This window comes from Pseudomonas sp. BIOMIG1BAC (genome assembly GCF_001705995.2).
GTDB lineage: Bacteria > Pseudomonadota > Gammaproteobacteria > Pseudomonadales > Pseudomonadaceae > Aquipseudomonas > Aquipseudomonas sessilinigenes.
Genome location: NZ_CP049045.1, coordinates 6,433,677 through 6,460,528, shown reverse-complemented (window position 1 = coordinate 6,460,528; position 26,852 = coordinate 6,433,677). Strand labels below are relative to the sequence as shown.

The 26,852-nt window shown below is 62.6% G+C and carries 27 protein-coding genes; 15 read left to right on the top strand and 12 right to left on the bottom strand.

Annotated elements, in window-relative coordinates:
• Nucleotides 1-784 precede the first annotated feature (784 nt).
• The 10 genes from cyoA (at nt 785) to ATY02_RS29945 (ending at nt 10,921) form a co-directional block, all read left to right on the top strand.
• The gene (gene cyoA, locus ATY02_RS29990) at nt 785-1,729 is read left to right on the top strand and encodes a ubiquinol oxidase subunit II (protein WP_068588654.1); all 945 of its coding nucleotides are present in this window, start codon (nt 785-787) and stop codon (nt 1,727-1,729) included.
• 3 nt (nt 1,730-1,732) lie between these two features.
• The gene (cyoB, locus tag ATY02_RS29985; protein ID WP_068588657.1) at nt 1,733-3,751 is read left to right on the top strand and encodes a cytochrome o ubiquinol oxidase subunit I; all 2,019 of its coding nucleotides are present in this window, start codon (nt 1,733-1,735) and stop codon (nt 3,749-3,751) included.
• Between the two features lie 3 nt (nt 3,752-3,754).
• A complete protein-coding gene (locus ATY02_RS29980; RefSeq protein WP_031320461.1) occupies nt 3,755-4,381 on the top strand; it encodes a cytochrome o ubiquinol oxidase subunit III in 627 nt (208 codons plus the stop codon).
• The gene (cyoD, locus tag ATY02_RS29975) at nt 4,382-4,711 is read left to right on the top strand and encodes a cytochrome o ubiquinol oxidase subunit IV (protein ID WP_060840942.1); all 330 of its coding nucleotides are present in this window, start codon (nt 4,382-4,384) and stop codon (nt 4,709-4,711) included.
• Nucleotides 4,712-4,721: 10 nt separating this feature from the next.
• Complete coding sequence (gene cyoE / locus ATY02_RS29970; protein WP_068588660.1) at nt 4,722-5,609, top strand: heme o synthase; 888 nt, start codon at nt 4,722-4,724, stop codon at nt 5,607-5,609.
• Nucleotides 5,610-5,852: 243 nt separating this feature from the next.
• The gene (locus ATY02_RS29965) at nt 5,853-6,548 is read left to right on the top strand and encodes a helix-turn-helix transcriptional regulator (protein WP_068588663.1); all 696 of its coding nucleotides are present in this window, start codon (nt 5,853-5,855) and stop codon (nt 6,546-6,548) included.
• A gap of 510 nt (nt 6,549-7,058) precedes the next feature.
• Nucleotides 7,059-7,667: a fatty acid desaturase gene (locus tag ATY02_RS29960; RefSeq protein WP_228022233.1), complete on the top strand. Its 609-nt coding sequence runs from the start codon at nt 7,059-7,061 to the stop codon at nt 7,665-7,667.
• A 12-nt stretch (nt 7,668-7,679) separates the two neighbouring features.
• Complete coding sequence (locus tag ATY02_RS29955; protein WP_068588666.1) at nt 7,680-8,927, top strand: ATP-grasp domain-containing protein; 1,248 nt, start codon at nt 7,680-7,682, stop codon at nt 8,925-8,927.
• The gene (locus tag ATY02_RS29950) at nt 8,924-10,132 is read left to right on the top strand and encodes an MFS transporter (RefSeq protein ID WP_068588669.1); all 1,209 of its coding nucleotides are present in this window, start codon (nt 8,924-8,926) and stop codon (nt 10,130-10,132) included. Before ATY02_RS29955 ends, ATY02_RS29950 begins: the two co-directional genes overlap by 4 nt.
• Before the next feature lie 3 nt (nt 10,133-10,135).
• Nucleotides 10,136-10,921 (top strand): aminotransferase class V-fold PLP-dependent enzyme, encoded by a 786-nt coding sequence (locus tag ATY02_RS29945; protein ID WP_068588671.1) that lies wholly within the window; start codon nt 10,136-10,138, stop codon nt 10,919-10,921.
• 83 nt (nt 10,922-11,004) lie between these two features.
• Here ATY02_RS29945 and ATY02_RS36730 read toward each other — a convergent pair whose 3' ends face one another.
• The gene (locus ATY02_RS36730; RefSeq protein ID WP_416220647.1) at nt 11,005-11,127 is read right to left on the bottom strand and encodes a hypothetical protein; all 123 of its coding nucleotides are present in this window, start codon (nt 11,125-11,127) and stop codon (nt 11,005-11,007) included.
• Nucleotides 11,128-11,202: 75 nt separating this feature from the next.
• Here ATY02_RS36730 and ATY02_RS29940 point away from each other — a divergent pair, with 75 nt between their 5' ends.
• Entirely contained in the window at nt 11,203-11,589 is a 387-nt protein-coding gene (locus ATY02_RS29940; RefSeq protein WP_164823727.1) for a cysteine desulfurase, read from the top strand.
• Nucleotides 11,590-11,659: 70 nt separating this feature from the next.
• Here the strand turns inward: ATY02_RS29940 and ATY02_RS29935 are convergent, their stop codons facing one another.
• The 9 genes from ATY02_RS29935 to ATY02_RS29895 form a co-directional block, all read right to left on the bottom strand.
• Complete coding sequence (locus ATY02_RS29935) at nt 11,660-12,361, bottom strand: hypothetical protein (RefSeq protein WP_068588678.1); 702 nt, start codon at nt 12,359-12,361, stop codon at nt 11,660-11,662.
• A gap of 180 nt (nt 12,362-12,541) precedes the next feature.
• Nucleotides 12,542-13,039: a hypothetical protein gene (locus ATY02_RS29930; RefSeq protein ID WP_068588681.1), complete on the bottom strand. Its 498-nt coding sequence runs from the start codon at nt 13,037-13,039 to the stop codon at nt 12,542-12,544.
• 77 nt (nt 13,040-13,116) lie between these two features.
• Nucleotides 13,117-14,043: a CobW family GTP-binding protein gene (locus tag ATY02_RS29925; protein WP_068588684.1), complete on the bottom strand. Its 927-nt coding sequence runs from the start codon at nt 14,041-14,043 to the stop codon at nt 13,117-13,119.
• On the bottom strand, nt 14,040-15,788 hold the full coding sequence (locus ATY02_RS29920) for an amidohydrolase (RefSeq protein ID WP_068588687.1): 1,749 nt from the start codon (nt 15,786-15,788) through the stop codon (nt 14,040-14,042). Before ATY02_RS29920 ends, ATY02_RS29925 begins: the two co-directional genes overlap by 4 nt.
• A gap of 131 nt (nt 15,789-15,919) precedes the next feature.
• Nucleotides 15,920-17,101: a pyridoxal phosphate-dependent aminotransferase gene (locus tag ATY02_RS29915; RefSeq protein ID WP_068588690.1), complete on the bottom strand. Its 1,182-nt coding sequence runs from the start codon at nt 17,099-17,101 to the stop codon at nt 15,920-15,922.
• A 42-nt stretch (nt 17,102-17,143) separates the two neighbouring features.
• Complete coding sequence (locus tag ATY02_RS29910) at nt 17,144-17,848, bottom strand: ABC transporter permease (RefSeq protein ID WP_053131882.1); 705 nt, start codon at nt 17,846-17,848, stop codon at nt 17,144-17,146.
• 9 nt (nt 17,849-17,857) lie between these two features.
• On the bottom strand, nt 17,858-18,571 hold the full coding sequence (locus ATY02_RS29905) for an ABC transporter permease (RefSeq protein WP_022640758.1): 714 nt from the start codon (nt 18,569-18,571) through the stop codon (nt 17,858-17,860).
• 50 nt (nt 18,572-18,621) lie between these two features.
• Nucleotides 18,622-19,395: a transporter substrate-binding domain-containing protein gene (locus ATY02_RS29900; protein WP_053131879.1), complete on the bottom strand. Its 774-nt coding sequence runs from the start codon at nt 19,393-19,395 to the stop codon at nt 18,622-18,624.
• A 49-nt stretch (nt 19,396-19,444) separates the two neighbouring features.
• Nucleotides 19,445-20,239 (bottom strand): ABC transporter ATP-binding protein, encoded by a 795-nt coding sequence (locus tag ATY02_RS29895; RefSeq protein ID WP_068588693.1) that lies wholly within the window; start codon nt 20,237-20,239, stop codon nt 19,445-19,447.
• Nucleotides 20,240-20,464: 225 nt separating this feature from the next.
• Between ATY02_RS29895 and ATY02_RS29890 the strand changes: the two genes are divergently transcribed.
• The 4 genes from ATY02_RS29890 to ATY02_RS29875 all read left to right on the top strand — a co-directional run bounded on the left by ATY02_RS29890 (nt 20,465) and on the right by ATY02_RS29875 (nt 24,495).
• Entirely contained in the window at nt 20,465-21,385 is a 921-nt protein-coding gene (locus ATY02_RS29890; protein WP_068588695.1) for a LysR substrate-binding domain-containing protein, read from the top strand.
• A gap of 121 nt (nt 21,386-21,506) precedes the next feature.
• Entirely contained in the window at nt 21,507-23,114 is a 1,608-nt protein-coding gene (locus ATY02_RS29885; protein WP_068588698.1) for a 5-guanidino-2-oxopentanoate decarboxylase, read from the top strand.
• A 105-nt stretch (nt 23,115-23,219) separates the two neighbouring features.
• A complete protein-coding gene (locus ATY02_RS29880; protein WP_068588701.1) occupies nt 23,220-23,696 on the top strand; it encodes an HIT family protein in 477 nt (158 codons plus the stop codon).
• Nucleotide 23,697: 1 nt separating this feature from the next.
• Entirely contained in the window at nt 23,698-24,495 is a 798-nt protein-coding gene (locus ATY02_RS29875) for a GNAT family N-acetyltransferase (RefSeq protein ID WP_068588704.1), read from the top strand.
• A gap of 133 nt (nt 24,496-24,628) precedes the next feature.
• On the opposite strand, the gene ATY02_RS29870 is transcribed toward ATY02_RS29875, so the two are convergent.
• Both ATY02_RS29870 and ATY02_RS29865 read right to left on the bottom strand, forming a co-directional pair.
• On the bottom strand, nt 24,629-26,137 hold the full coding sequence (locus tag ATY02_RS29870) for a sensor histidine kinase (protein ID WP_068588707.1): 1,509 nt from the start codon (nt 26,135-26,137) through the stop codon (nt 24,629-24,631).
• Nucleotides 26,134-26,847 (bottom strand): response regulator transcription factor, encoded by a 714-nt coding sequence (locus ATY02_RS29865; RefSeq protein ID WP_068588710.1) that lies wholly within the window; start codon nt 26,845-26,847, stop codon nt 26,134-26,136. Before ATY02_RS29865 ends, ATY02_RS29870 begins: the two co-directional genes overlap by 4 nt.
• Nucleotides 26,848-26,852: the final 5 nt, after the last annotated feature.

The following is a 26,852-nucleotide window of genomic DNA, read 5'->3' as shown; positions in this document are numbered from 1 at the left end:
GAAAAGCCCCGGCCCCTCCACAGGGGCCGGGGCTTTTTTGTCGGACACGAGGTGACCGGCAAGGTGGTGATTTGTGACAAGCGTGGGCGCAACAAAAGTGCGACATGTTGTCACACTGCCGCTGTCGCAGAGGGGCGGGGGAATGGTTTCAAGAGACTGCAAATTACCTGACTGGTTCAATCTGTGCCTGTCAGTTTGTGCACGTCGACAGGACCGCAAAAAACCATAGCCTGCTATCTATACAATTCTTCACAGACCCCGTTTTATAAGGGCTGAGGCATATGGATGGCGGCTTTCAGCGGTTTTTAAGACCCCCGGGGTAGGGGGGCATGAGGGGCTTTTTTGGGGTTTTTGTTGCGAATGAAAATCGATATGATTCGGCGGCTTCGTAACAATCATGTGGGATTGTTGCGGTCAGCGATAAAAATTATTTCGGGATAAGACATGGTTTATAAAACGCGACATATCTACAATCGCCCGCACTGAATTTCCGACGCTGCTCACCCCTGAGCACACGAGGATGGTCGAGGAGTGGATTGAGCGCTCCATGCGACTGCAGGTGTCGGCGCCTTCCTAACTTCCGCACCAAATGGAATTGGTCTGTAACAAGGCCTTTGACCACGAGATCGAATAAGAACCACTGCTAGCCCGGGATGTGTCGTTGAGCGTTTCACGCAACGGGCAGGCCCTTATTCAATTGAAGAAAAATGCCAACCCTTGGCAGGGTGAAGTGTTGGCGATCAAAACCCAACTGCATTGCGCAAGCTGCTTTAGAGGTCGTGAGATGAGTAAAAACAGGTACCCCAGATTACTAGGCTTATTGCCGCTGCTCAGCATGTTGATGCTGGGAGGCTGCAAATGGACCTTGCTTGATCCCAAGGGTCAGGTTGGTCTGGATGAACGAAACCTGATCATCACTGCAACCATTCTGATGCTGCTGGTGGTGGTACCGGTCATTATCATGACCTTCGCCTTCGCCTGGAAATATCGCGCTTCCAACAAGGACGCGACCTACGCACCGAAGTGGTCCCACTCCACCAAGATCGAAGTGGCCGTATGGGCCGTGCCGATCATGATCATCATTGCCCTGGGCTATGTGACCTACAAGTCGACCCACGCCCTGGACCCGTATCGTCCACTGGAGTCCGACGTCAAGCCGGTGACCATCGAAGTGGTCGCGATGGACTGGAAGTGGCTGTTCATCTATCCCGATCAAGGGATCGCCACCGTCAACAAGATCGTGTTCCCGGCCCATACCCCGGTCAACTTCCGCGTGACCTCCGACACCGTGATGAACTCGTTCTTCATCCCGGGCCTGGGCGGCCAGATCTACGCGATGGCGGGCATGACCACCAAGCTGCACCTGATTGCCAACCAGAACACCGAACTTGAAGGTATCTCCGCCAACTACAGCGGCGCGGGTTTCACCGGCATGAAGTTCAAAGCGATCGCAACCAGCCAGGAAGAGTTCGACGCCTGGGTAAACGAAGTCAAGAAGGCACCTAAACAGCTGGACACAGCTGAATACGCGGCCCTTTCCAAGCCAAGCCAGAACAACCCTGTGGAGCTCTACTCCTCGTACGCGCCAAACCTGTTCCAGACCATCGTCGACAAGTATGAAGGTATGACTCCAGGCAAGCCGCTCAAGCACGAGAAGAAAGAGAAAGAAGTGGCCACTTCGCAGGGAATGGACATGAGCTCGCATTCAGCTGCCGGGGCAGAGGAGTAAACGATGTTTGGTAAATTAAGTCTGGACGCGATACCGTTCCACGAGCCGATTGTCATGGTCACCATTGCCATGATCGCGCTGGGTGGTCTGGCGGTCGTCGCGGGTATCACCTATTTCAAGAAATGGACCTACCTGTGGTCCGAGTGGCTGACTTCGGTCGACCACAAGAAAATCGGCGTGATGTACATCATCGTCGCCATGGTCATGCTGCTGCGTGGTTTTGCCGACGCCATCATGATGCGTTCCCAGCTGGCCCTGGCCACCGAGGGTTCGCCTGGTTACCTGCCACCTGAACACTATGACCAGATCTTCACCGCCCACGGTGTGATCATGATCATCTTCATGGCGATGCCATTCTTCACCGGCCTGATGAACCTCGTCGTGCCGCTGCAGATCGGCGCTCGCGACGTGGCCTATCCATTCCTCAACTCCCTGAGCTTCTGGCTGCTGGTTTCCGGCGTCGTGCTGATCAACCTGTCCCTGGGTGTTGGCGAATTCGCCAAGACCGGCTGGGTTGCCTATCCGCCGCTGTCGGGCCTGCAATACAGTCCTGGCGTGGGTATGGACTACTACATCTGGGCGCTACAGCTTTCAGGTCTAGGGACAACGCTGACGGGGGTCAACTTCCTGGCCACCGTACTGAAGATGCGTACCCCGGGCATGAAGATCATGGACATGCCGATCTTCACCTGGACCTGCACCTGGGCCAACGTGCTGATCGTGGCTTCGTTCCCGATCCTGACCGCTACCCTGGCGCTGCTGACGCTTGACCGCTACATGGATTTCCACATTTTCACCAATGAACTTGGTGGCAATCCAATGATGTACGTGAACCTGTTCTGGGCCTGGGGTCACCCCGAGGTGTACATCCTGATCCTGCCGGCGTTCGGTATCTTCTCCGAAGTCATCTCGACCTTCTCCGGCAAGCGCCTGTTCGGCCACCATTCGATGATCTACGCTTCCGGCGCGATCTCGATCCTGGGCTTCATGGTCTGGCTGCACCACTTCTTCACCATGGGTTCGGGTGCCAGCGTCAACGCCTTCTTCGGTCTGGCGACGATGCTGATTTCGATCCCGACGGGGGTGAAGCTGTTCAACTGGCTGTTCACCATCTACCACGGCCGCTTGCGCATCACCAGCCAGGTTCTGTGGACCCTGGGCTTCATGGTGACCTTCGCCATCGGCGGCATGACCGGCGTACTGCTGGCCATCCCGGGTGCCGACTTCGTTCTGCACAACAGCCTGTTCGTGATCGCGCACTTCCACAACGTGATCATCGGCGGTGCGGTATTCGGTTACATCGCCGGCTTCGGCTTCTACTTCCCGAAAGCCTTCGGCTTCAAGCTGCATGAAGGTTGGGGCAAGGCTGCCTTCTGGTTCTGGATCTCGGGCTTCTTCGTCGCGTTCATGCCGCTCTATGCACTGGGCTTCATGGGCATGACCCGTCGTCTGAACGCCACCACCAACCCAGAGTGGGTGCCGTACCTGTACGTCGCCATGGTGGGTGCAGTCTTGATCGCTGTGGGTATCGCCTGCCAGTTGATCCAGCTGTACGTCAGCGTGCGTGATCGCAAGCAGAACATGTGTGTATCGGGCGACCCGTGGAATGCCCACACCCTGGAATGGTCGACCTCGTCGCCACCTCCGTTCTATAACTTCGCGGTACTGCCGAAAGCCGAAGGTATCGATCCGTTCACCGAAGCCAAGGAAAACGGCACTGCCTACGAGCAGCCTGGCCGCTACCAGCCGATCCACATGCCCAACAACACCGCTACCGGTTTGGTCATGGGGGCTCTGCTGACCGTGTTCGGTTTCGCCATGATCTGGCACATCTGGTGGATGGCCATCGCGAGCCTGGCCGGCACCGTGATCTATTTCGCGATCCACGCTGCCCGTGATGATCAAGGCTACATGGTGCCGGTCGAGACGATCGAGCGCATCGAAGCCGAGCAGCACAAGCGTCTGGTATCGGAGAAGAAGATCCCGGCTACCCGTGTTGAAACCTCGTTGGAACAGGCTTAATCCATGTCGAACTTAGTGACCAATGCTGGACACGCCCATGGTCATGACCATGGGCACGATGACCATCACCACGACTCGGGCGAGATGACCGTATTCGGTTTCTGGCTCTACTTGATGACCGACTGCATTCTGTTTGCGTCGATCTTCGCGGTATACGCGGTACTGGTTAACAACGTAGCGGGTGGCCCGTCGGGCCACGACATCTTCGAACTGCCTTATGTACTGGGCGAAACCGCTCTGCTGCTGTTCAGTTCGATCACCTACGGCTTCGCCATGCTGGCGTTCTTCCGGGGCAACAAGAAGCAGGTTCTGGGCTGGCTGGCCATGACCTTCCTGTTCGGCCTGGGCTTCATCGGCATGGAGATCAACGAGTTCCACCTGCTGATCTCCGAAGGCTACGGCCCTAGCCGTTCCGGCTTCCTGTCCGGGTTCTTCACCCTGGTCGGTACCCACGGTCTGCACGTGACCAGCGGTCTGATCTGGATGGCAATCATGATGTACCAGGTGCAGAAAAAAGGCCTGACGGCGACCAACAAGACCCGTCTGAGCTGCCTGAGCCTGTTCTGGCACTTCCTGGACGTGGTGTGGATCTGCGTATTCACCGTTGTTTACCTGATGGGGACTATGTAAATGGCCAACGCACACTCCCACGACGAAGCCGGTCACGGCAGCGTCAAGTCCTACGCCATCGGCTTCATCCTGTCGGTCATCCTGACACTGATCCCGTTCGGCCTGGTGATGTACCCATCGCTGCCTAAAGACGTGACCCTGTGGATCGTCCTGGCGTTCGCGGTGATCCAGGTGCTGGTGCACCTGGTGTACTTCCTGCACCTGGACCGTTCCGCGGCACAGCGCAACAACGTGGTGGCGTTCATCTTCGCCGCGTTGGTCATTGTCCTGCTGGTTGGTCTGTCGTTGTGGATCATGTTCAGCATCCACACCGTCATGATGGCGAAGTGAGGTAGACCCGATGTCGCTCAAGCACTTTATCCAAATCACCAAACCGGGGATCATTTTCGGTAACGTGCTTTCGGTGGCAGGCGGGTTCTTCCTGGCCTCGAAGGGGCATGTCGATCTGGCCATTTTCCTGGCCGCCATGATCGGCACCTCGCTGGTGGTAGCGTCCGGTTGCGTGTTCAACAACTGCATCGACCGTGACATCGACCTGAAGATGGAGCGCACCAAGAACCGCGTGCTGGTCCAGGGCCTGATCTCCCTGGAAGTAGCCCTGGTCTATGCCTCCCTCCTCGGTGTCGCCGGCGTCGCCTTGCTGTACTACGTGGCCAACCCGTTGGCCGCATTGTTCGCGGTAATCGGCTTTGTCATCTACGTTGGCTTCTACAGCCTGTACCTCAAGCGCAAGTCGGTTCACGGCACGCTGGTGGGCAGCCTGTCCGGGGCCATGCCGCCGGTGATTGGTTACGTGGCCGTGAGCAACAGCTTCGACATGGCCGCGTTGACCCTGCTGGTGATGTTCAGCCTGTGGCAGATGCCGCATTCCTACGCCATCGCGATTTTCCGCTTCAACGACTACCTGGCCGCATCGATCCCGGTGCTGCCGGTCAAGCGCGGTATTCGCGTGGCCAAGAAGCACATCCTGTACTACATCCTGGCGTTCCTGGTGGCGACCCTGATGCTGACCTTCAGCGGGTATGCCGGCATGAGCTACATGGCGGTAGCGGCGGCGATGGGCATGTACTGGCTGTACATGGCCTGGACCGGCTACAAGGCGGTGGATGACACCGTGTGGGCCCGCAAGCTCTTCGTGTTCTCGATCTTCACCATCACCGCGCTGAGCGTGATGATGTCGGTGGATTTCAAGGCCCCGGCCGAGCTCTTGCTGACCTACGCCCACTGAGCCTGACGATGTTCGAAAAAGCCCTGCCTTGCGCAGGGCTTTTTTGTGCTTGTCGGTAAGTGCGGCGACTGTCTGGACAAGTAGCCCCCGGGCATGATTCATTCAGCGCTCGTTCAACAGCAGGAGGTTGGACGAGCCGGTTTCTGGCGGTGGCGATTCACTCCAGGCGCTTCGGGTCGAAGGCCGTCGTGGCAGCGGGTTCAAAAGATCCGGTTGTCTTTATGTTGACCAGGGATGAGGCACATGCGAAGCGACAATCTATCCAATAACCCCACGTCTTTGGCCGCGCTGGATCGGCGCGAGCAATTGGACAGCGAGCTGGCCAACCTCGGGTTGGGCCTGTTCGAGGTCTATCAATGCGGGCCGACGCTGGACGAAGCGGAAACTATCACCAACCACCCCGAAGTCCTGCAACCGCCCAAGGTTGACGAGGGCTACCAGCGCGAGCAACTGCTGTCGCTGTCCAAACGGCGCATCAAGCCGTTTTTCTGGAGCGACGAAAACCTGCTGGTCAACGCCGACGAAGAAAGCCATGTACCGCCGGTAGCCGAAGGTGCGAGTTTCATCGTCCATGGCAACCAGGGGTTCTATTCGATCCTCAACTTGTGCAGCCTGGGTGAGAGCCATCGCTTCCGGGAAACGGTGCAAGCGCACAAGAGCGATATCCAGATGCTCTTGGTCTCGGTCTACGACGAGTCCCTGGAGAGCAGTGCCCCTATTCCCGAATTGCCGACAAGTATCCTGACTCCCCGGGAAACCGAAGTGCTGTCATGGACCAGTATTGGCAAGACGTATAACGAAATTTCGTTGTTGGCCAATATGAGTCCGCGCACCGTGAAGTTTCATATGAAGAATATCTTCAATAAACTCGAGGTGAATAACGGTAAGTCGGCTATTCGCAAAGCGTTGCAACTTGGCTATATAAAAGAGCCTGAGTAATTTCTCCTCGAGTTCGCCGGTTAAAAACCTCTTACACCTTACTGGACTGCGCACGAGCCTGATCGTGCGCAGTCTTGTGCCGGTTCTTCAAATTACCCCCGTCCCTGTCCCTGAGGGTGTGCCTTATCAGGCTCGTCCAGCACTCTCCTGCGTGGGACTTAAGCCTGTTTGGGTGAGCTTTTCCTGGGCCAGGCCCAGGAAATACGCGCCCTGGCAGCGACCCTGTCTAAAAGGGCAGCTTGTTGCCAAGATGGCGCTGCTTTAGTTTTTTCCTGCGATAAAGCCTGGTCCAGGCAATAAAAAATCAGCCGCAATGTTCGCCGGCCTTGTGTTCCGAATCAGGGATCAAGCAGCGCGTGATCAAATTGGGCGTGATTGAAGTTGATTCCCTTCTGCTAAGGAAGTGGACGTTGTTGTGTGCCGTTTAATTAGGGAATGATTATGCAGGTCGATAAAAACAAAGAGCCTGCTGGTGAATTGGTCGCGGGGATTACCCGAGAAGTTTTCGGGATGTTGAAACATCTTTGCAAGAAAGGTAATTACCACTGGATGATTGCCCTCGGCAAAGACTACGCCATCATTGCCTTCGTCATTTATCTGTCCCTCGGAATCAGCTACTGGTTCTATCCGCTGTCGCTGTTCCTGATTGGCACCACCCAACGCGCGTTGGCCAACATCCTTCATGAGTCGGTCCACAAGATGCTGGCCGAGACCCAGGCGATCAACTGGTTTGCCGGGACCTTTCTTTCCGGCTACCTGCTTTTTCACCTGCACCAGTGCTATGTGGTGTCGCACATCAAGAGCCACCATGTGCGCCTGGGGCTCCCGGAAAAAGACCCGGACTATGCCTTCCACCTCAAGTGCGGCCTGTATGACGTCAATCAATCCGAGCGCGAGTTCTTCCTCAAGAACGTGCTGATGGCGCTCTCCGGGTTCCGCACCCTGCAATGCATCAAGTACATCGTCAACGACCGGGTCAAGACCCGGGTCTCGGCGGTCTACGGCAACAACTGGTACCTGCACTTGCTGCATCGCATCGCCGAGTTTCCCGAGAACATTTTTCTGGCACTGGATGACGTGGCGAGCAAGCGCCGGTCGACAACCGCTGCCTCCTACTGATTGGGCCTTCTCATGAAAAAATATGTCGCGTTGGTCGATGTCTACTCCAGCGGTAACTTCCTGCCGCAATACTTCAAGGACGCCGGGATCGGCCTGCTGCATGTGCAGAGCACCAAGGAGCTGATGCCGAGCATGTTCGGCCCGAACCTGGACGAGTTCGAGCACAACCTGGCGTTCGACGACAATGCCCAGGATATCGTCGCACGCTTGCGCGAATTCCCGCTGGTGGCGGTCATCGCCGGCCAGGAGCCAGGCGTCCCGTTCGCCGACTACCTGAGCGAGCAACTGCAGTTGCCGAGCAATGGCAGTGCCGGTTCGCTGGCCCGGCGCAACAAGTTCGAGATGATCAACAAGGTGGCGGCCGCCGGCCTGCTCACCGCACGCCAGGTCAAGTCCAGCAGTGCCGCGCAACTGCTGGAGTGGGTCGAGGCCGGCAATGTGCTGCCCTGCGTGATCAAGCCGCTGAGTTCGGCATCGACCGATGGCGTATCGATTTGCCATGACCTGGCGGATGTCGAACGAGCCTGCCAGGAGGTGCTGGCCAACCAGGACATCTTCGGCCTGGCCAACACCGAGATCCTTTGCCAGTCCTACCTCAAGGGCAACGAATACATCGTCGACACCGTCAGTCGTGATGGCCAGACCTATGTCTGCGGTATCTGGCGCTACGTCAAGCGCGAGATCGGCCATGGCAAGAACATCTACGACCGCGACGTGCTGATCGCCCCGGACAGCGACGTTGCCAATGCGCTGGTGGACTACATCCTCCAGGTCCTCAAGGCCTTGGGTATCGACAACGGGCCTGCGCATTCGGAAGTCATCATGACCGAGCAGGGACCGGCGCTGGTGGAGGTGGGGGCGCGGCTGAACGGCAACATGGAGCCGCGCTTCCACGACATCAGCCTGGACGGCAACCAGGCGCAACTGACCTACCTGGCCTATTGCGAGCCCGAGCGCTTCAAGGCGCAGTACGCTGGCAAGCGCTACAAGAAGCTCAAGGAGGCTTGCGTGATCAACACCGATACCACCCTGAGTGGCGAGGTCACCGGTTTCGATCCACAGGCCATCCAGAGCATCGAGAACCTGGCGACGGTGCATAAGCTCAGCGTCAAGTACAAGGTGGGCAAGCAGATGAAACCCACCGTGGACCTGCTCAGCAGCCCGTTGCGAGTGTTCCTGTACGCCGACGAGCAGCAGCGGATCGACCAGGACTACGAGCAGATCCGCGCCTACAAAGATCGCGTGTACTGCGTACGATGATGGGCACCTATCACGCCCTGCGCGGGTTCAACCGGCGCTTGCAGGCATTGTTCGTGGTGACCCTGGTGTTTCGCATGGGCACCATGGCGTTCCCGTTCTACGCCGCCTACCTGATCCACCAGCATGCAGTCTCGGCGAGTATCGCCGGGCTGCTGGTGGGCACTTATGGCGTGGGTGCGCTGTTCGTCGACCTGATCGTCGGGGCGCTGATCAAGCGCTTCTCCTCGGGGAGGGTGATCCTGGGTTCGCTGCTGACCAACGCCTTGCTGTTGCTGATCATTCCCTCGATCGACAGCATCGCGGCGTTGTTCGTGCTGTCGTTCCTCTGGGGGGGCTGCTACGAGGCCTTCACTCCGGCGACCTTCTCGGAGATGGTCAAGCACAGCGACCTGCAAACCCGCAAGGTGGCGTTTTCCTGCAACCGCCTGGCGATCAATATCGGCATGGCCATCGGTCCACTGCTGGGCAGCCTGGTGTTCCTCAGTTCGGCCAGCGCGGTGTTCTACATCAATGCCGGGCTATCGCTGTTGTCGTTCGTCGTCTGCCTGCGCTTTGCCGGCCACGCCTCCACGCAGGCCGCGGGCATGGCGGCGAACCAGGGGCGTGGCAACGGCTTGCCCGATAGCGTGCCGTTCGAGCGCTCGCGCTTGCTGGTGATCCTGTTGACCTCATTGCCGGTGCACATTGCCTATGCCCTGCCGCCGACGTTTCTCTCGGCCTACATCATCAACTACACCGATCTTCCGACCTACTTCGTCGGGATCATCTTCTTCATCAATGCACTGCTGGTGATCCTGTTCGAAGTGCCGATCAACCAGCGCATGTCCCATCTCTCCAGCAGCTACTCGCTGGTTGCGGGCTTTGTGTTGGCCGGGATCGGTTTCTTCCTCATGGGCTTCAGCGAGATCGGCTGGCTGCTGTTGCTGGCGACCGTGCTGTGGAGCCTGGGGGAGATGATCGTCTTTCCCAGCATCACGCACTACGTCAGCAGCATCTCCAGCCAGCACACGGTGGATCGCAACTTGGGCTACTACTCGGCTGGCGTGAACATCGGGGTGATGATCACGCCCTCCCTGGCCTTCATGCTGGTGACCCAGCCGGCGTTGCTTTCGCCCTGGCTGGTCGCGGGGATCGTGTTGCTGTTGTTCGGCATCGGTGTGTCATTGATGAAACGTTCGGCCACTCTCTGGAACAAGGAAGCCTGAGCCATGAGTCTCGTGCATTTGAATACCGCCGGGGCAGGCCTGATGTCTGCCGCCACCGTAGAGGCGATGCGTGGCTCCATCGATGGCGAGGCCGGCCAGGGCAGCTACGAAACCGAGCTGCAATACGCCGACCTGCTCGGGCACGGCCTGTATGAGCGAGCGGCTCAGATGCTCAATGCCCCGCGCGCGAACATCGGGCTGTTCAGCAGTGCCACCGAGGCCTGGGCCGGCATCCTCTCCAAGCTGGAGTTTCCCCTGGGGTGCCGGGTCTGGGTGTCGAGTTTCGAATACGCCGCCAACCTGATCTTCTTCAACTTCCTCAAGCAGGGTCGGGGCGTACGGGTCGAGGTCATACCGCGTACAGCACAAAGCCCGCTGGATTTGGATTTGGATTGGGTACGGCGCCACCTTGGGGCGATCCTGCGTGAGCATCCGGCCTACTACGGGGTCGATGCCTGCCAGTCCATGGGCCAACTGGCACTGGATGTCCGGGACATGCACTGCGACCTGTTGACTGGGGCAGGCCGTAGTTTTCTTTTTGGGCCGCGGGGCAGTGGCATCGCCTATGTCTCGAACCGGCTGTTGGGTGATCTGACGCTGAACTTCGCCGACTTGCATACCGCTCGCACCAACGGGCAGGTCAGGGAGCTGTCTGTAGCAGATGGAGTCGTTATAGAGGCCATCAGCGCTCCAGACTCTGACGAAGACCTGCGCGAGGTTGCACATACCTTCCATCGCCCTCTCGCTGCAGACGGCCTGATTGCCCAAGCCGAGGATGATGAACTGTGAGCCCTCACATCCTCATCGATCAGGCAATTGACGGGATATCCGACTCATCCAATCCGAACGAATCAAGCGTTCTGGTACAGGACCTAATCACGCGCCTGTTCACCAATGATGCAATCACAGCCGATGAGTTCAATCACTACTGCAAGCGCCTCATGAATGCCCAGGGCGCTAGGAGGAATAATGAATTCGATGACCCTGGCGTTCATTCATAAGTCCTGGCTAGGAGCACTTTCGCTGGCGTATGACGCAGGAATAACCGTATCGATGTGCTGGATGCACGAGTGCTGGAGATCGCAGAAAAGAGTTTCAGTGCCCTGGTCGGGCTTCACCAGGCGCTGGGCGAATACCTGGCTGATCGCGAGCGTCTGGCCAATGAGGCCTACACCTTGCTCAGTAGTGAATTGGCCCGGTTACCGGGATTGCGGCTGCTGTGTGCCGAGTATCGGCAAAGCGGCATCGTTTCGTTCGTGCCGGAGCGTGGCACGGCCCAGGAGTTCGTTGCCAGGGCCCGGGAGGCGGGGGTCAACCTGTGGGCCGGAACCGCTGCCCACACACCATTGCTGCTGGCGGACCTGCCCGCCAGCCACTTCGTCCGGGCTTCGGTCGGGCGTCGGGTGAGCGTGGCGCAGGTAGAGCTGGCGCTGGAACGAATTCGTCCACTGTTGTGAGTTGGTGCTCCTTGAACGCCCTGTCTTCCTCGGAATTCAGGGCGTCTTTTTATCTATCGACCTGGCGGGATCAGAGCTGCTGTTGCGCGCTGTAGCCGGGGAACGCGGTCTGCTGCTGGATCGCGGTGACGATGTTCTTGCGGGTCGCCGGTTGCTCGGCACCGTTGTTGTCGACGAATACCTCGCTTTGCAGCTCGGCTTCTTCGCCTTCACCGACAAAGCTGAAGCCCAGGAACTCGAAGGCTTCGCGGTCGGCATTGGCCTTGGAGCGCGGGCGCATCGGCAGGGTGACGCTGAGGCCATCCTTGCTGATGGCGAACACTTCCATTTCCTTCTTGGGCCGCGATGCCTTGCTCTTGCCGCTTGGGTTGCTGATGGCCTGGTGGGTCTGGTTCAGCACCTTGAGCGCCAGGCCATAGACCAGTTCCTGGAAGTCCGGGTCGTCCTTGTAGCTGGAGAGAATCCGGCTGATGGGGAATTTCTTGCTCAGGTCCTCCAGGGCGGCGAGGTCCGCCGCTTCGGCGTCCTTGAGTTGCTTGAGCTGGCCCATGAGTTCATAGGCGGTATCGTCGTCAAAGCGGTCGTGGGCCTGGCGGATGGCTGCGCGCAGCTCGCGAATCTGGTCACTTTCTTTCGAGGTGTGGAAGGCGTCGAGCACCATCTCGCTGATGGTCTTGGCCTGGGACACATGCTGGGAAAGATGCATGGCGTTTTCGTACTCGGTCTTGTTCGACAAGGCGATCACGGATTCTTCGGTGTTGGAATCAGGCATTGAACATCCACTACTTGGTTTGACAGGTTTGAGGCGCGAAAACCCCGGGGGGATTTTCGGGGGCGCCTAATCTATTGGAGCGCACGGCCGTTGTCACGGACCAAGCGTCCGGAGGCGCTGGCCGTCCCTACAGACCGGTCTAGCCGGGGAAGATTCCCCGGTCCCTGTCATCCGCTGGATTCAGTGCCTGGCCTGCAGGATTCGCAAGTGGCGGTACAACTTGAGTGCCCGGCCCCAGAACAGCCCTACGGTGAAGCCTGCAGCCGCGCCACCGATACTGAGCATCTGCACGCTGGCGGCCTGTTCGGGATGAACGGCCTTTTGATACCCAAGCCAGTACTTCACGACGAAGAACAGCAGTGAGATCCCGAGGATCTTCAAGGTTCCGGGAACCAGGAGCGCCTCGCCGCCCGAATCCAGTACCGCGCCGAACGTGGAGAACAGCAGCATGGCCATCAGGCCGCCCAACACCGCACCAGCGGTCCAGGCTCCCAGGGCCAATAGGGGATGCTCGCCCAGGCTCATCGACCACAACGACCAGACCAGCAGGATCAAGGGCGCAATCAATAGCGAGCCCAGGCTTTCACGGCTGCCGGAGCGAGCGCGCAGGCCGTAGTAGAGGATCATGGCGAAGATCGCATACACCCAGAGGGGGGTGCCCTGGAGAATGTTGATCATTTTCAGCGTCCTTGCTTCTTGGCGGGGAGGTGCGGCCATATTGCGCCTTGCCGAACAGGCCGTGAAGCCTCCCGGGATCAGGCCACCTGAGTGGCGCTGATCCCGGCTTCCAGCTCCTGGCGCAGGCCACTGCCGCGGCGGGCGATGAACACCAGTTGCGCGGCATGTTCGGCGGGTTGCCCGGTGGCCAGGGTGAACTGGCTGCGGCTGCCCACATGCTGCAACCAATAGGGCTGCTCGTTGCCGTCCAGGCGCACCAGCCCCTTGAGGCGCAGCAAATCGGCCGGCAACTGCGCCAGCCAGGCGCGCAGGGCCTTGGCCTGCAAGGGCCGAGGGCTGTTCCATACCCAGCTTTCGAACAACTGGTCGTGGGCCTGGGGCAAGGCCTTGAACAGCAGCTCGCTGGAGCGTACCGGCGGTGCCAGCAACAGCTCGTCCGGCAGTTCTGCCTGTACGGTTTCGAACACCGGGGCGCGGCAGGTGAGGCTGCTACGGATCGCCTGCAACTGCTCGGGGGTGACCAGGTCGACCTTGTTCAGCAGCACCCAGTCGGCGCAGGCCACCTGGGCCCGGGACAGGCGCGCCATGTCGCCCTCAAGGGCCTGGAAACCGCTGGCATCCACCAGGGTCACCACCGCATCCAGGTGCAGGCGGTCGCGCAGTTGCGGGTAGCCGATGGTCTGCACGATGCGTTGCGGGTCGGAGACGCCGCTGCACTCGATGACGATCCGCTCCAGGGCCGGGCGCAGCTTGGACAGGCTCACCAGTTGCGCCAGCAGGTCTTCCTGTACGGTGCAGCAGATACAGCCGTTCTGCAGGCTGTACACCGCGTCGGTGACTTCGGCGATGATCGCCGCATCGATGTTCAGCTCGCCGAAATCGTTGACGATCACCGCCAGCCGGCCGCTGTCGGCGCGTTGCACCAGGCGGTTGAGCAGGGTGGTCTTGCCGGCCCCGAGAAAACCCGAGACCACCGTGACCGGAATGCTCGGCAGCTTGTTCATGGCTCCTGGCCCTCGATCACCGGTGGCAGGCCTTCCCACACTGCCTGCAGCGGCGTGTCGCTGAAGGTGCCCAGTCGGTCGTAGACCAACTGGCCCTCGACGAAGGTCAACTGCACCTGGGTGTGGTGGATGTAGTTGCGGGCCGGTTGGGCGAACAGGTCGCGGTCGAGCACGATCAGGTCCGCCGACTTGCCGACCTGCAGGCTGCCGGTGAGGTGTTCCAGGCCCATGGCATGGGCGCCGTTGAGGGTCGCCACTTGCAGCGCCTGCTCCAGGCTGATGGGGTCGCCGAAGGTGTCGGGCTCCTGGTTCCAGGGGTTCTGCCGGGTGACCATGGTTTCCAGCGCCAGCCACGGGTCGATGGATGCCACCGGCCAGTCGGTGCCGAACACCGCGATGCCACCGGCGGCCAGCACGCCCTTGAAATCGTAGATGCGCTTGAGGCGTTCCTGGCCATAGCCTGAGCGCGCGCCGCTGGCGAACGGGGTCGGGTACCAGGCCGCCGGGGAGAACTCGGCGATCACATCCAGGCTCTGGAAGCGCTTGAGGTTGCCCGGGTGCAGCAAGGTGCTGTGGGCACACTGGTGGCGTACGCCGCTGTGGCCGTTGCGGCGCCGGGCCTCGGCCACGGCATCGAGGAACACGTCGGAGGCGCCGTCGCCGGTGCAGTGGGCGATCACCCGCAGGCCACGGCGGTCCATGTCCACCACCATGTCGGTGATGTGTTCCGGGGTCAGGTTGAGCTTGCCGCGCCAGCTCGACTCCTCGGGCCAGGGGGTCAGCAGGTACGAGGACTTGGGCTCCACGGTGCCGTCGAAATGGAACTTCACCGCATTGGCGCTCAACCGCGAGCTGCGATAGAAGTGCCGCTCGCCGCTGAGCAGCTCCCAGCGCCGGCGCACCGGGAAGATATCGTCCTGCCAACTGATGGCGGCTTCCACCCGCAGGGTCAGCTCGCCGGCGTCGTCCAGCTCCTTGAGAGCCTGCAAGCGGTTCTCGCAGACGTGCACGTACTTGGTGGCGGTGACCCCGCGAGAGGTCTGGAAGTGCACGCCATCGCGATAGGCCCGGCGCAGTACCGAGACCGGCGTCGCCGGCATGGCCGCGTGGATCAGCGCGTAGGCGCCGTCGATCAAAAGCCCGTTGGGCTCGCCGGTGAGCGAGTCGCGCTCCAGGTAGCCGTTGCGCGGGTCGCTGGTATGGCGATCGATACCGGCCAGTTCCAGGGCCTTGGAGTTGACCATCATGGTGCCCCACATGCGGTCCAGCAGGGCCACCGGGCGGTCCGGCATGATGCTGTCCAGCCACTCGCGGCCCGGCGTCAGGCCGGCCTCGCGAAAGGTGTAGCGCACCCAGTATTGGCCGTAGATCCAGCCGTCGCCCGGATGGCTGTCGGCATAGGCGTGGATCGCCGCCGCCAGTTGCTCCGGGGTCGGGTCCTCGATGCCCACGTCCAGGTCGTCGGCGTAGCGGGGTGCCAGGGCCAGGTCCGGATGGGTGTGCATGTCGTGCAGGCCGGGCATGCAGAACGCCCCGTCCAGGTCGTGCTGGCGGGTATTGGGGCCGACCAGCGAGCTCAAGGAGGCGAGGCTGCCCACCGCGATCAGCTTGCCTTGGCGAATGGCCACGGCATCGGCCCAGGGCTGCGCCGGGTCGAGGGTGTAGATCCGGCCGTTGTGCAGCACCAGTTCGGCGTACTGGTCGACGGCGCTATGGGTGGAGTTGAATTGGTCGGAAGCGGTCACGGGTCAACCTCTCAAGCAGGGCCCTTCAACAGTGGGCAAAAAAATGGGCGACAGGCGCAGTGGCAAAGCAGTGGTTCATGGGCGCCGCTATGGCGAGGGAGCAAGCCACCTCGCCAGCGTCGGTCCCTGGGTCAGCGTTGTGCGCCCAGGGCCTCGACGAACCCGGCGATGCGTTGGCATGCGTCCTTGAGCACCTCGTCGGCCACGGTGAAGGAAATGCGCACGAAACCCTCGGCGCTGGCGCCAAAGGCCTGGGCATCGAGGACCGAGACCCCGGTGGCGCGAAACAGCTGCCAGGCGAAGTCCATGCTCGACAGGCCGGTACGGCGCACGTCCACCAGCATGAACATCCCGGCCTCTGGCTCGCGGCAGTCCAGCAGGGGCACCTGGCGCAGGCCTGCCATCACCAGGTCGCGACGGCGGCGGTAGACCTCGCGAGCGCTATCGACCACCTCGTCATCCAGCTCCAGGGCCTTGAGCGCAGCTTCCTGGATGAACCCCGGCAGGCCGTAGAGCATGCACAGCAGCAGGTTGTCCAGGTGCCCCACCAGCTCCTCGGGGCCCACCACCCAGCCCACGCGCCAGCCGGTCATGGCGTGGGTCTTGGACAGGCTGTTGAGGATCACCGTGCGTCCGGCCATGCCTGGCAGGGCCGCGATGCTCAGGTGCTGGCGGTCGTAGGTCAGTTGCCCGTAGACCTCATCGGAAATCACCCACAGGTCGTGCTTGCGTGCGACCTCGGCCACCGCTTCCAGCTCTTCGCGGCTGTAGACGTTGCCGGTGGGGTTGCACGGCGTGGCCAGGGCGATGCCCCGGGTCTTGTCGGTCAGGGCCGCTTCCAGGGCCGCGGCGGTCAGGCGAAAACCGTTGGCCGCCGGTTGCTCCACCGCCACCAGGCTGGCGCCCGAGGCATGGATGCAAGCCTCGTAGGTCAGGTACATGGGTTCGGGCACCAGCACTTCATCGCCACTGCCGAACAGGCACAGCGATGCGGCGAACAGGCCGTTCTGCGCCCCGGCCACCAGGGCCACGTTGGCCGCCTCGACCTCGATGCCCAGCAGGCGCCGCTGCTTGGCGGCAATCGCCTCGCGCAGGGCCGGGCGCCCAAGCACATGGGTGTAGTGGGTATCGCCTTGTTCCAGCGCGGCGCCGGCGGCGGCGCTGATGCGCGGGTCGGTGGCGAAGTCCGGATCACCGACGCTGAGCACGATCACGTCCTCGCCACGGCCACGGGCCTCGATGGCGGCGTAGTGGATGTCCCAGGCACTGACGGATTCGCCGCTGATGCGCTGGACGAAAGGGGAATAACGCATGTGGTGCTCCTCACGGGCGCGTTGCCCGCGTAATGAATGGGTTCAGGCCTGGCGCTGGGGCGCCTGCTTGTTGGGGGTGGCGCCCAGGCGGCCGCACAGGTGTTCGATGACGAAGGCCAGCACGATGTAGATCAACGCCACCGCCAGCAGCGGCTCGTAGACCTTCAGGGTCTGGGCCCGCACCAGGTTGGCGGCGCCCAGCAGGTCGGTGACCGCTACTGTGGAGGCCAGGGCCGTGGCCTTGAGCAGCAGCACGCATTCGCCCACCAGGGTCGGGCGTACCAGCTCCAGGGCCCGGGGCAGCCAGACCCGGCGCAAGGTCAGCCAGTAGCCCATGCCATAGGCACGGGCCGCTTCCAGTTCGCCCCGGGGCACTGCCCGCAGGCCGCCGCGCAGGACCTCGCCGACATAGGCGCCGACGCTCAGGGTCAGCGCCAGGGCCACGTACCAGAAGCCTTCGCGCAGGTAGGGCCAGAGGAAGCTGCCGCGGATCGGCGGGTAGGCGGCGAACAGGCTGCCGACGCCGTAGTAGAGGATGTAGATCTGCACCAGCAGCGGCGTACCGCGGAACACGCTGATGTAGAAGCGCATGGGCGCGCTGACCAGGGGGTTGCGTGACACTCGGCCCAGGCCCACCAGCACCGCCAGGACGAAACCGCAAGCTCCGCTCAGGGCCAGCAGCTTGAGGGTGATGCCCAGGCCGCGTACCAGCTCGGTGGAAAAACCATTGATCCAGGAAAAATCCATCACAGCCTCCTAGTGCTGGGGCAGCCAGCGGTGGGTGCGTCGTTCGAGCACGCGGAACACGCTGCCGGACACCAGGGTGATGACGAAGTAGAACGCCGCGACGGCGAGGTAGAACACCAGGTAGTGCTTGGTGGAGCCGGCGGCCTGCTTGCCCACCGAGAGCAGTTCGCTGTAGCCGACGATGCTGATCAGCGCGCTGTCCTTGACCAGCACCAGCCACAGGTTCGACAACCCGGCCATGGCGAAGGGCAGCATGCTCGGCAGCAGGATGCGCCGTACCAGCAGCCAGCGTTCGATGCCGTAGGCCCGCGCCGCCTCGATCTGGCCATGGGGAATGGCCAGGATCGCGCCGCGGATGATCTCCGCCGAATAAGCGCCCTGGACGATACCCAGCACCAGCACGGCGGCGATGAAGCCGTTGACCGTGACGCTTGGGCGGTCCATGGCCGCCATGGCCATGTTCAGCAGGTCGGTGCCGGCGTAGTACAGCAGCAGGATCAGCAGTAGCTCGGGCATGGCCCGGTACAGGGTGGTGTAGAGGTTGGCCAGCTTCACCAGCCAGCGTGGCCCGCGCAGCTTGATCATCGCCACCAGCAGGCCGATGCCCAGGCCGAGGACGAAGGCCCCGGCGGAAATCTGCAGGGACACCAGCGCGCCCTGGGCCAGGGCGCCGAGCCAGCCGTCGGCGACGAACAGTTGGGAAAGGTCGGACAGAGAAATCATGACGTATCCAGTCAACGCCGGCGACCTACCGCAGCAGGCCGCCGGGCGGCTTAGTTGGCAGAGATGTCGACGCTGAAATAGCGGCTGCGGATCTTGTCGTAGGTGCCGTCGGCCTTGAGTGCCGCCAGGGCCTTGTCGATCCGCTGCTGCAGGGCGCTGTCGCCCTTGCGCAGGCCGACGCCGATGCCGGAGCCGAACAGCGGGTCCCGGGGCGCCAGGCCCTTGTTGGCCAGGCCCGCGCCAGCCGCCGACTGCAGGACCGGCTCGATGGTCAGGGCGTCGGCCAGCATCACATCGATGCGCCCGCTCTGCAGGTCGGAGAGCATGTCGTCCTGGGTGGTGTAGTAGCGCAGGGTCGAGGTCTTGCCGTAGTAGGCCTTGGCGAAGGTTGCGTTGGAGGTCGAGCCCTGCACGCCGATCAGCTTGCCCTTGAGCCCTTCGGGGGTGGGGGTGAGTTCCAGGGACTGGTCGGCGACCCACATGGCCGGAGTCTGGTAGTAGGGCGCGGAGAAATCGATGACTTGCTGGCGTTCCTCGGTGATGCTCAGGGAGTTTAGGATGGCGTCGATCTGGCTCGATTGCAGGGCCGGGATCAGCCCGTCCCAGGCCACTTCCTTGAGCGGGCACTGGGCCTGCATGCGTTCGCACAGGGCCTTGATCAGCTCCGGTTCGAAACCGCTCCAGTCGCCGGCGCCGCTTTTCATCGAGAACGGCGGGTAGGGTTCCAGGGCGATGCCGAAGACGATCTTGTCGGCGGCCAGGGCATGGCTGGACAGGGCACTGAACAGGCAACCGGTGGCGAGCACCTTGAGCAGGTTTTTCATGGCTTGACCCTTTATCTAAGTTGTTGTTTTCAAGGATTGCAGCGGGACGTCAGACGCGGTTTTCCTGGGCCATGACGAATTGCCGGCAGCGCTCGCTGGCCGGGTTGAAGAATATTTGCTGCGGCGCACCTTCCTCCTCCACCAGGCCCTGGTGGAGGAACATCACCTTGCTCGACACATCGCGGGCGAAGGCCATCTCGTGGGTCACCAGGATCATCGTCCGGCCTTCCTCGGCGATGCCCTGGATGACCTTGAGCACCTCGCCCACCAGTTCCGGGTCCAGGGCCGAGGTCGGCTCGTCCATCAGCAGTACCTTGGGGCGCATGGCCAGGGCCCGGGCGATGGCCACCCGTTGTTGCTGGCCACCGGAGAGAAAGGACGGGAAGGTGTCGCGCTTGTGGGCCAGGCCGACTTTCTCCAGCAGGTGCTCGGCGTGGGCGATGGCCTCCTTGCGGTCTTCGCCCAGGACATACACCGGTGCCTCGATGACGTTCTCCAGCACGGTGCGGTGGGGCCACAGGTTGAAGCCCTGGAACACCATGCTCAGCTGGGTGCGCAGGCGTGCCACCTGGGCCGGGTCGGCGACCTGGGGATTGCCGGCGCGGTCGGTCTTCAGGCGCACCTGTTCGCCATTGATGCGCAAGCTGCCGCTGCAGGGAATCTCCAGCAGGTTGATGCAGCGCAGCAGGGTGCTTTTGCCCGAACCGCTGGAGCCGATCAGCGATACCACTTCGCCTTCGTTGGCGCGCAGGGCGATGCCCTTGAGAACGTGGTGATCGGCGTAGCTCTTGTGCAGATCGTCGATCGCCACCACGGGCTGGGTGGAGTTGGGCTGCGATTGCAAGGGTCGACCCTCTTGTTATTGTGCGATGGCCGGGCATTCCCCGGCACAGGGTAGGACCTGAGAATTAGCCATCGGCGGCATAGGGTCAATCGAGCTTTTTTAGCCGGACACGGAAATTTTTTTCAGTAATTGGTGATTTTTTTGGCGACGGACAAGGCTATTGCCGCACGCCGATTATCGCTATGGTGCAGCCACTCGTTTTCTTGCAGTCGAGGCACGATCGGTATGCGTTATCCCTCCATGACGGCGCTGCGGGCCCTGGATGCGGTGGCCCGCCTGGGCAGTGTCGCCGAAGCCGCCAGCGAGCTGAACCTGACCCCCAGCGCCATCAGCCACCAGATCAAGAGCCTGGAGCAGACCCTGGGGTTCGCCCTGACCGAACGCCAGGGCCGCAGCATCCGCATCACCTACCAGGGCGAGCGCTACGCCCGGGACATCCACCTGTTGCTGGCCAATATTCTGGAGGCCGGGCAGCGCTCGGACGGCCAGCAGGTCAGCGGGCGCCTGTGCATCAGCAGCCCGCCGGGGTTCGCCACCTACTGGCTGTGCACCCATATCGCCGAGTTCCAGGCGCTGTATCCCCAGGTCGAACTGCACCTGGTATCGCCGCGTACCCCGGGCGATACCAGCGACAGCAACGTCGACCTGTTCGTCGCCTACGGCATGGGCGACTGGCCCAACCAGCATGTGCAGAAGATCGTCTCTTTGCGCTATTTCCCGGTGTGCAGCCCGAGCCTGGTGAACGCCATGGGCGGGCTCAAGAGCCTGGACGCGCTGGACCACGCCCTGTTGCTGCACATGATCGACTACTCCGACTGGCGGATCTGGCTGGCGGCGGCCGGGGCGCCGAACGTCGATGTGCGCCGGGGCATCGTGTTCGCCGATGCGCACTTCGTGCAGTCGGCCTGCATCGCCGGCCAGGGCATCGCCATGGGCGACAACCTGATCAGCGGCGAAGCCCTGGCCAAGGGTTTGCTGGTGCAGCCGTTCGACACCGAGATCGAATCCAACCGCGGCTACTACCTGGTGGCCGACCAGCTCAAGGCCGAGCGCCCGGTGGTGCTGGCCTTCAGCGAGTGGGTCAAGTCGCAGTTGCACGGCATCACCCGCCTGCACCCGGAACCGCGACGGGCTGGCAAAACGTGAATTTTATTGATCAATCGTGAGGATTTTTTTCGATTGTTGCTCCTCGGTGGCTGCGACTAATGTCCCTCGACATCAGCCGGGCGCAGGGTGTCGCCCGCCATAAGAACAAGAGGAGTAGTCGATGACCACCTGTGCGCAGTCGCTGGTTCGTTTGCTGGAAGGTTATGGCGTGGACACGGTGTTCGGGATTCCCGGGGTGCACACGGTGGAGCTGTATCGCGGCCTGCATGGCAGCCGCCTGCGCCACGTCAGCCCGCGCCACGAACAGGGCGCGGGGTTCATGGCCGACGGCTACGCCCGGGCCAGCGGCAAGCCCGGGGTGTGCTTCATCATCACCGGCCCGGGCATGACCAACATTCTCACCGCCATGGGCCAGGCCTACGCCGACTCGGTGCCCATGCTGGTGATCTCCACGGTCAACCGGCGCGAGCACCTGCGCCTGGGGCACGGCCACCTGCACGAGCTGCCGGACCAGCGGGCGATGGTGGCCGGGGTCTGCGCCTTCAGCCATACCCTGCAGTCGCCGGCGGAGTTGCCGGAGATCCTGGCCCGGGCCTTTGCCCTGTTCAAATGCGCGCGCCCACGGCCGGTGCATATCGAGATTCCCCTGGACGTGCTGGAGATGCCGGCCGCCGACCTCAACCTGATGCCGCGCAGCCTGCCCGGCGCGCCGGCTCCGGCCGGGGACTCGTTGGCCGCGGCGCTGGCCCTGCTCGATGCTGCCCACCGGCCGCTGATCCTCGCCGGTGGCGGGGCCCGGGGTTGTGCCCAGGTGCTGCAGCAACTGGCCGAGCGCCTGCAAGCCCCGGTGGCACTGACCACCAACGCCCGGGGCTTGCTGCCCCAGGCCCACCCGCTGTTGCTCGATGGGGTGCAGTCGGCGGCCCATGGCCGGGCACTGATCGACGAGGCGGACGTGGTGTTGGCAGTGGGTACCGAACTGGGCGAGACCGACTACGACTTCTTTGGCCTGGGGCCGCTGCGCTTCAAGGGCTCGCTGATCCGCCTAGATATCGACCCGTTGCAGGTCATGGGGGTGCAACGGGCCCATGTCGGCCTGTTGGGCGATGCCCGGCAGGGCTTGCAGGCGCTGCTGGAGCAGGTCGCCCCGCAGAGCACTCGTCGGCGCTGGGCGGTGGACAGCGTGCAACGGGTGAACCAGGCCGAACGCGCCAGCTGGAGCCCCAGGCAGCGAGGGCTGCAAGGTTTGCTGGACCTGCTGCGCGATAGCCTCGACGCCCCCATCCTGGTGGGCGACTCGACCCAGCCGGTGTACCAGGGCGCGTGCGGCTACCAGGCCCCCGCTCCAGCCAGCTGGTTCAACGCCGGAAGCGGCTACGGCACCCTGGGCTATGGCCTGCCGGCGGCCATGGGCGCCAAGCTGGCGCAACCCGAGCGACCGGTGGTGGCCCTGGTGGGCGATGGCGGCCTGCAATTCACCAGCGGCGAACTGATCGCGGCCTGTGAAGCACAGATCGGCGTGATCCTGCTGGTGTGGAACAACCAGTGCTATGGCGAGATCCGTGACTACATGCACGCCCGCGACATTCAACCGTTGGGGGTGGACATCCTCACTCCGGATTTCCAGGCCCTGGCTCGCAGTTGCCATGTGGCTCATCACCAGGCCGACAGCCCCGAGCAGTTGCAAGAGCTGTTGGCGAATCTTGCGGGCACTCGCCAACCGGTGATGATCGAAGTCGACGCCGGGGCCTATCTGGCGCTGGACTGAACCTGGGCGCCAGGGCAAGGCGCCGCAAGAAATGCACAGACAGGGACAAGCTGGGTTACATTCAGGCTTTCGCCGGGATGCCCCTTGTCACTTGAGGATTCATGGATGAACTGCATTTTCTGCCAGATTGTCGCTGCAACCCTGCCCGCGGCCGTGGTCTACCGCGATGAGCATTGCCTGGCCTTCATGGACGTGCACCCCCTGGGGCAGGGCCATGTGCTGCTGATTCCCCAGTCCCATGTGGAAAAGCTCGACCAGTTGCCCGGTTTCGTCCGCCAGCACCTGTACCAGGTGTTCGATGGCCTGGTGGCCGCGCAGCGTCGTGCCGGCTTCGGCGTGGAGGGCACGCACCTGTTGGTCAACGATGGCCGGGCCACCAACCAGCATATTCCCCATGCCCACATGCACCTGATCCCCCGGCGCAGCGGCGATGGCCTCGGGTTCGCCGGTCGCCTGCTGCTGCACTTCACGGGATTGTTCGGGCGCAAGGCCAGCCTCGCGAGCCTGCAGGAACAGGCTGCGCGTATCGCTGAAGAAGTACGGGTGCCCTGGGTCAGTGAAACGCCGGCAGGCGGCCGCTGATATGGATCGCACGCGCGCGTTGGCGCTGGAATATGCAGAAAACCAATACCTGCGGACCCGGGTCGAGGGGCTGGCGAACTTGCCGGGCAACCCCTATCGGGCAAGCTTGCAGGGCGACTCGACGTGTGGGGCGTTCGTCGTCGCCAGCAACCCCAGCCCGATGCTGAATCGGGTGCACGGTGACCAGGAGCGAGATGCCGGGAAGCTGGCCAGCCTGTTGCAGGTTTGCAGCGCCTGTAACCCGGCGATCGCACTGATCGCCGCATCGGCCAGGATCGCACCCACCCTGGAGCTGCAAGGGCAACTGCTGCAACGCCTGAAGGGCTGGACCCATGGGCAATTCTTTGCGCCCGTGGAGGCGATCCCGGCCTCGCCGGCGTGTTCGGATATCGAGTCAGTGGATCTGTCGACCCTGGAAAGCTTCTGTGTGCTGCACCGCGAGGCATTCAACGCACCCGCGGCTGCCCGGCCGGTTACCCAAGCGGCTTTCGGCGCCTTGCTCGACGATGCTCGCGGGCACTTGTACCTGATACGCGAACAGGGTGTCGCGGTGGCCGGTGCGGCGTTGTTCATCGCCGACAACGGCGTGGCCTACCTGGGCACCGCCTTTACCACCAAGGCTGCGCGGGGCCAGGGTTATCACAGGGCCCTGATCGCCCACAGGTTGCACAGGGCCGTCGCCCTCGGCGCTCGGAGTGTGGCGGCCACGGCGCTGGTGAACTCCCAGAGCCGGCGCAACCTGGAGCACGGCGGCTTGCGCCTTTCCCACCTGCAAGCGCTGTATCGGGCCGTGCCTTAACATCGCTGAAGCCCTCGCCCTGAACGGGGAGCGAGCCCCTGGACAAGATGGGCAGCCCGGCTGCTTTGCGACAGGCAGCGGGCGAGGCTTGGCCTTGTGCAACCGGTCGAAGCGATGAGTTTCGGAATCAGTGCTATTGGCTTGTCCGCGATTGCCTGGCCCATTCCTCGGCGGTCCTTGCCTGGACCGGCAGGGCGAAGCAGAAGGTCGCGCCACGCCCGGGCAGGTCCTCCAGGCGTATGCTGCTGCCATGCAGTTGCAGGATGCGATGCACGATGCGCAAGCCCAGGCCGCCGTCACGGCGGGCGCCACCAATGGTGAAGGGACGCAGGAACAGGCCTTCTCGCAGGTGCTCGGCAATGCCGGGACCGCTGTCGCTGACTCGTACCTGCACCTCTGGGCCGTCGGCGCGCAAGCCGATCTCTATCTCGCCACTGCCGGGGGTGTGGCGCAGGGCATTGTCCACCAGGTTGGTCAGCACCCGTTCGATCAGCCCCAGGTCGGCACAGACGCTCCAGGCACCCGGGGCGAAGTCGGCCTTGAGCTGCACCTGGCGCGCCTCGGCGGCCAGTTCGAACTTCTGGAAGATGTCTTGCAGCAGGTCGGTCAGGGAAAAGCTCTCGAGCACCGGCTGGACGAAACCGTGTTCCAGGCGCACCAGTTCCAGTAGCGCCTGGGCCAGGCCGCCGACCTTGCGGCTCTGGTCCAGGGCGATGCCCAGGTAGCGCCGACGCTCCTCGGCACTCAGGCTGGCGTCCTTGAGCGACAGGGTTTCCAGGTAGCCATGCAGGGACGACAGTGGCGTGCGCAGGTCGTGGGAAATGTTCGCCACCAGCTCACGACGCTCCTGATCCTGGCGGGTCAGGGTGCGCCACTGTTCGTTGAGCCGGGTTTGCATCTGGCGGAACGTGGCATCGAGTATGGCGATTTCATCCAGGCTACCGTTCTTGGGTTGAGCTGGTGGCGTGGGCTCCAGTGGCGGCGAAGCACCCTCGATGTCGAAGTGGCCGACCCGTTCGGTCAGGGTGCGCAATGGCCGGGTGATCAGGGCGAAGGCCGTGAGGCCGGCGATCAGGCATAACAGCGCCACCAGGGCGATCGACCACAAGGCGATGTTCAAGGCCGCACCCGTGGCGCCGCGTTCGGCCAGGCGGTCGTGTTCCTCGCTGAGCAGCACCACGTACAGATAACCCGCCTGCTTGCCGGCAACCATCAACGGCGCTGCGCTGAACACCTTGCGTCCGTCCGGGCTGCGCGGGTCGTCGCCAAGGATCGGCAGTGGGTCGCCAGCCAGCAGGCGCCGGATTGGCGCCAGGTCCACCTGTTCGCGGCGCAGGCGACCGGCAGGGGCGGCGTTGCCCATCACGCGTCCCTGGGTGTCCAGCAGGTACACCTCGACACTGGGGTTGACCAGCATCAGCTGGCCGAACAGCGTACGCAGGGCGTTGGGCATCAGGCCGTTGGCATCCATCAGCTGGGTGTCCTGGGCGATATGCCCGGCCAGGTCCCGCGACAGGCCCTGGACCACTTCCAGTTCATGCATGCGGCTGGAGCGCACCTGCAGCCAGGCCGAGGTGGAGCAGCACACCAGCAGCAACAGGGCGAACACCACGGACAGGCGCTGGGTCAGGGTCAGCCTCATGTCGGCTCCTGGGTGGCGAACTTGTAGCCGCGGCCCCAGACCGTGAGGATCCGCGCGGGCTGTGCCGGGTCGCTTTCGATCTTGGCCCGCAAGCGATTGATATGGGTGTTGACGGTGTGCTCGTAGCCTTCGTGGTTGTAGCCCCAGACGGCATTGAGCAGGTCCATGCGCGAGAACACCTTGCCCGGCTGGCGGGCGAAGAAATACAGGAGGTCGAACTCCCGCGGCGTGAGGTCCAGGCGCCGCCCGTCCAGGTTGGCGTCGCGGGTCAGCGGATCGATGGCCAGGCCGTCGAGGGCGAGGCTGCCGCTGTCCAGCTTGAGGTTGCGTGCCAGCGCATCGACCCGGCGCAGCAGCGCCTTGACCCGGGCCACCAGCTCGAGCACCGAGAACGGCTTGGCCAGGTAGTCGTCGGCGCCCAGTTCCAGGCCAAGGATGCGATGCATCTCGCTGGAGCGGGCACTGGTGATGATGATCGGGGTGTAGCGGGTCATGGCCCGGGCGCGGCGACAGATCTCCAGGCCGTCGACCCCGGGCAGCATCAGGTCCAGGATCAGCGCGTCCCAGCCCCCCTGTTCCAGCAGGCGCAGGCCCTCGGTGCCGTCGGCGCTGTGCACCACTTGCAGGTGTTCGTCGCGCAAATGCAGCGCAATCAGCTCGGCAATGTGCTGGTCATCCTCGACCACCAGCACGCGTTTGGCTTGTTCCATCGACA

Coding starts and splice junctions, on each gene's coding strand:
- cyoA (WP_068588654.1), top strand. CDS start 785: ATGAGTAAAAACAGGTACCCCAGATTACTAGGCTTATTGCCGCTGCTC.
- cyoB (WP_068588657.1), top strand. CDS start 1,733: ATGTTTGGTAAATTAAGTCTGGACGCGATACCGTTCCACGAGCCGATT.
- ATY02_RS29980 (WP_031320461.1), top strand. CDS start 3,755: ATGTCGAACTTAGTGACCAATGCTGGACACGCCCATGGTCATGACCAT.
- cyoD (WP_060840942.1), top strand. CDS start 4,382: ATGGCCAACGCACACTCCCACGACGAAGCCGGTCACGGCAGCGTCAAG.
- cyoE (WP_068588660.1), top strand. CDS start 4,722: ATGTCGCTCAAGCACTTTATCCAAATCACCAAACCGGGGATCATTTTC.
- ATY02_RS29965 (WP_068588663.1), top strand. CDS start 5,853: ATGCGAAGCGACAATCTATCCAATAACCCCACGTCTTTGGCCGCGCTG.
- ATY02_RS29960 (WP_228022233.1), top strand. CDS start 7,059: ATGTTGAAACATCTTTGCAAGAAAGGTAATTACCACTGGATGATTGCC.
- ATY02_RS29955 (WP_068588666.1), top strand. CDS start 7,680: ATGAAAAAATATGTCGCGTTGGTCGATGTCTACTCCAGCGGTAACTTC.
- ATY02_RS29950 (WP_068588669.1), top strand. CDS start 8,924: ATGATGGGCACCTATCACGCCCTGCGCGGGTTCAACCGGCGCTTGCAG.
- ATY02_RS29945 (WP_068588671.1), top strand. CDS start 10,136: ATGAGTCTCGTGCATTTGAATACCGCCGGGGCAGGCCTGATGTCTGCC.
- ATY02_RS36730 (WP_416220647.1), bottom strand. CDS start 11,127: ATGAACGCCAGGGTCATCGAATTCATTATTCCTCCTAGCGCCCTGGGC.
- ATY02_RS29935 (WP_068588678.1), bottom strand. CDS start 12,361: ATGCCTGATTCCAACACCGAAGAATCCGTGATCGCCTTGTCGAACAAG.
- ATY02_RS29930 (WP_068588681.1), bottom strand. CDS start 13,039: ATGATCAACATTCTCCAGGGCACCCCCCTCTGGGTGTATGCGATCTTC.
- ATY02_RS29925 (WP_068588684.1), bottom strand. CDS start 14,043: ATGAACAAGCTGCCGAGCATTCCGGTCACGGTGGTCTCGGGTTTTCTC.
- ATY02_RS29915 (WP_068588690.1), bottom strand. CDS start 17,101: ATGCGTTATTCCCCTTTCGTCCAGCGCATCAGCGGCGAATCCGTCAGT.
- ATY02_RS29910 (WP_053131882.1), bottom strand. CDS start 17,848: ATGGATTTTTCCTGGATCAATGGTTTTTCCACCGAGCTGGTACGCGGC.
- ATY02_RS29905 (WP_022640758.1), bottom strand. CDS start 18,571: ATGATTTCTCTGTCCGACCTTTCCCAACTGTTCGTCGCCGACGGCTGG.
- ATY02_RS29900 (WP_053131879.1), bottom strand. CDS start 19,395: ATGAAAAACCTGCTCAAGGTGCTCGCCACCGGTTGCCTGTTCAGTGCC.
- ATY02_RS29890 (WP_068588695.1), top strand. CDS start 20,465: ATGCGTTATCCCTCCATGACGGCGCTGCGGGCCCTGGATGCGGTGGCC.
- ATY02_RS29885 (WP_068588698.1), top strand. CDS start 21,507: ATGACCACCTGTGCGCAGTCGCTGGTTCGTTTGCTGGAAGGTTATGGC.
- ATY02_RS29880 (WP_068588701.1), top strand. CDS start 23,220: ATGAACTGCATTTTCTGCCAGATTGTCGCTGCAACCCTGCCCGCGGCC.
- ATY02_RS29875 (WP_068588704.1), top strand. CDS start 23,698: ATGGATCGCACGCGCGCGTTGGCGCTGGAATATGCAGAAAACCAATAC.
- ATY02_RS29870 (WP_068588707.1), bottom strand. CDS start 26,137: ATGAGGCTGACCCTGACCCAGCGCCTGTCCGTGGTGTTCGCCCTGTTG.
- ATY02_RS29865 (WP_068588710.1), bottom strand. CDS start 26,847: ATGGAACAAGCCAAACGCGTGCTGGTGGTCGAGGATGACCAGCACATT.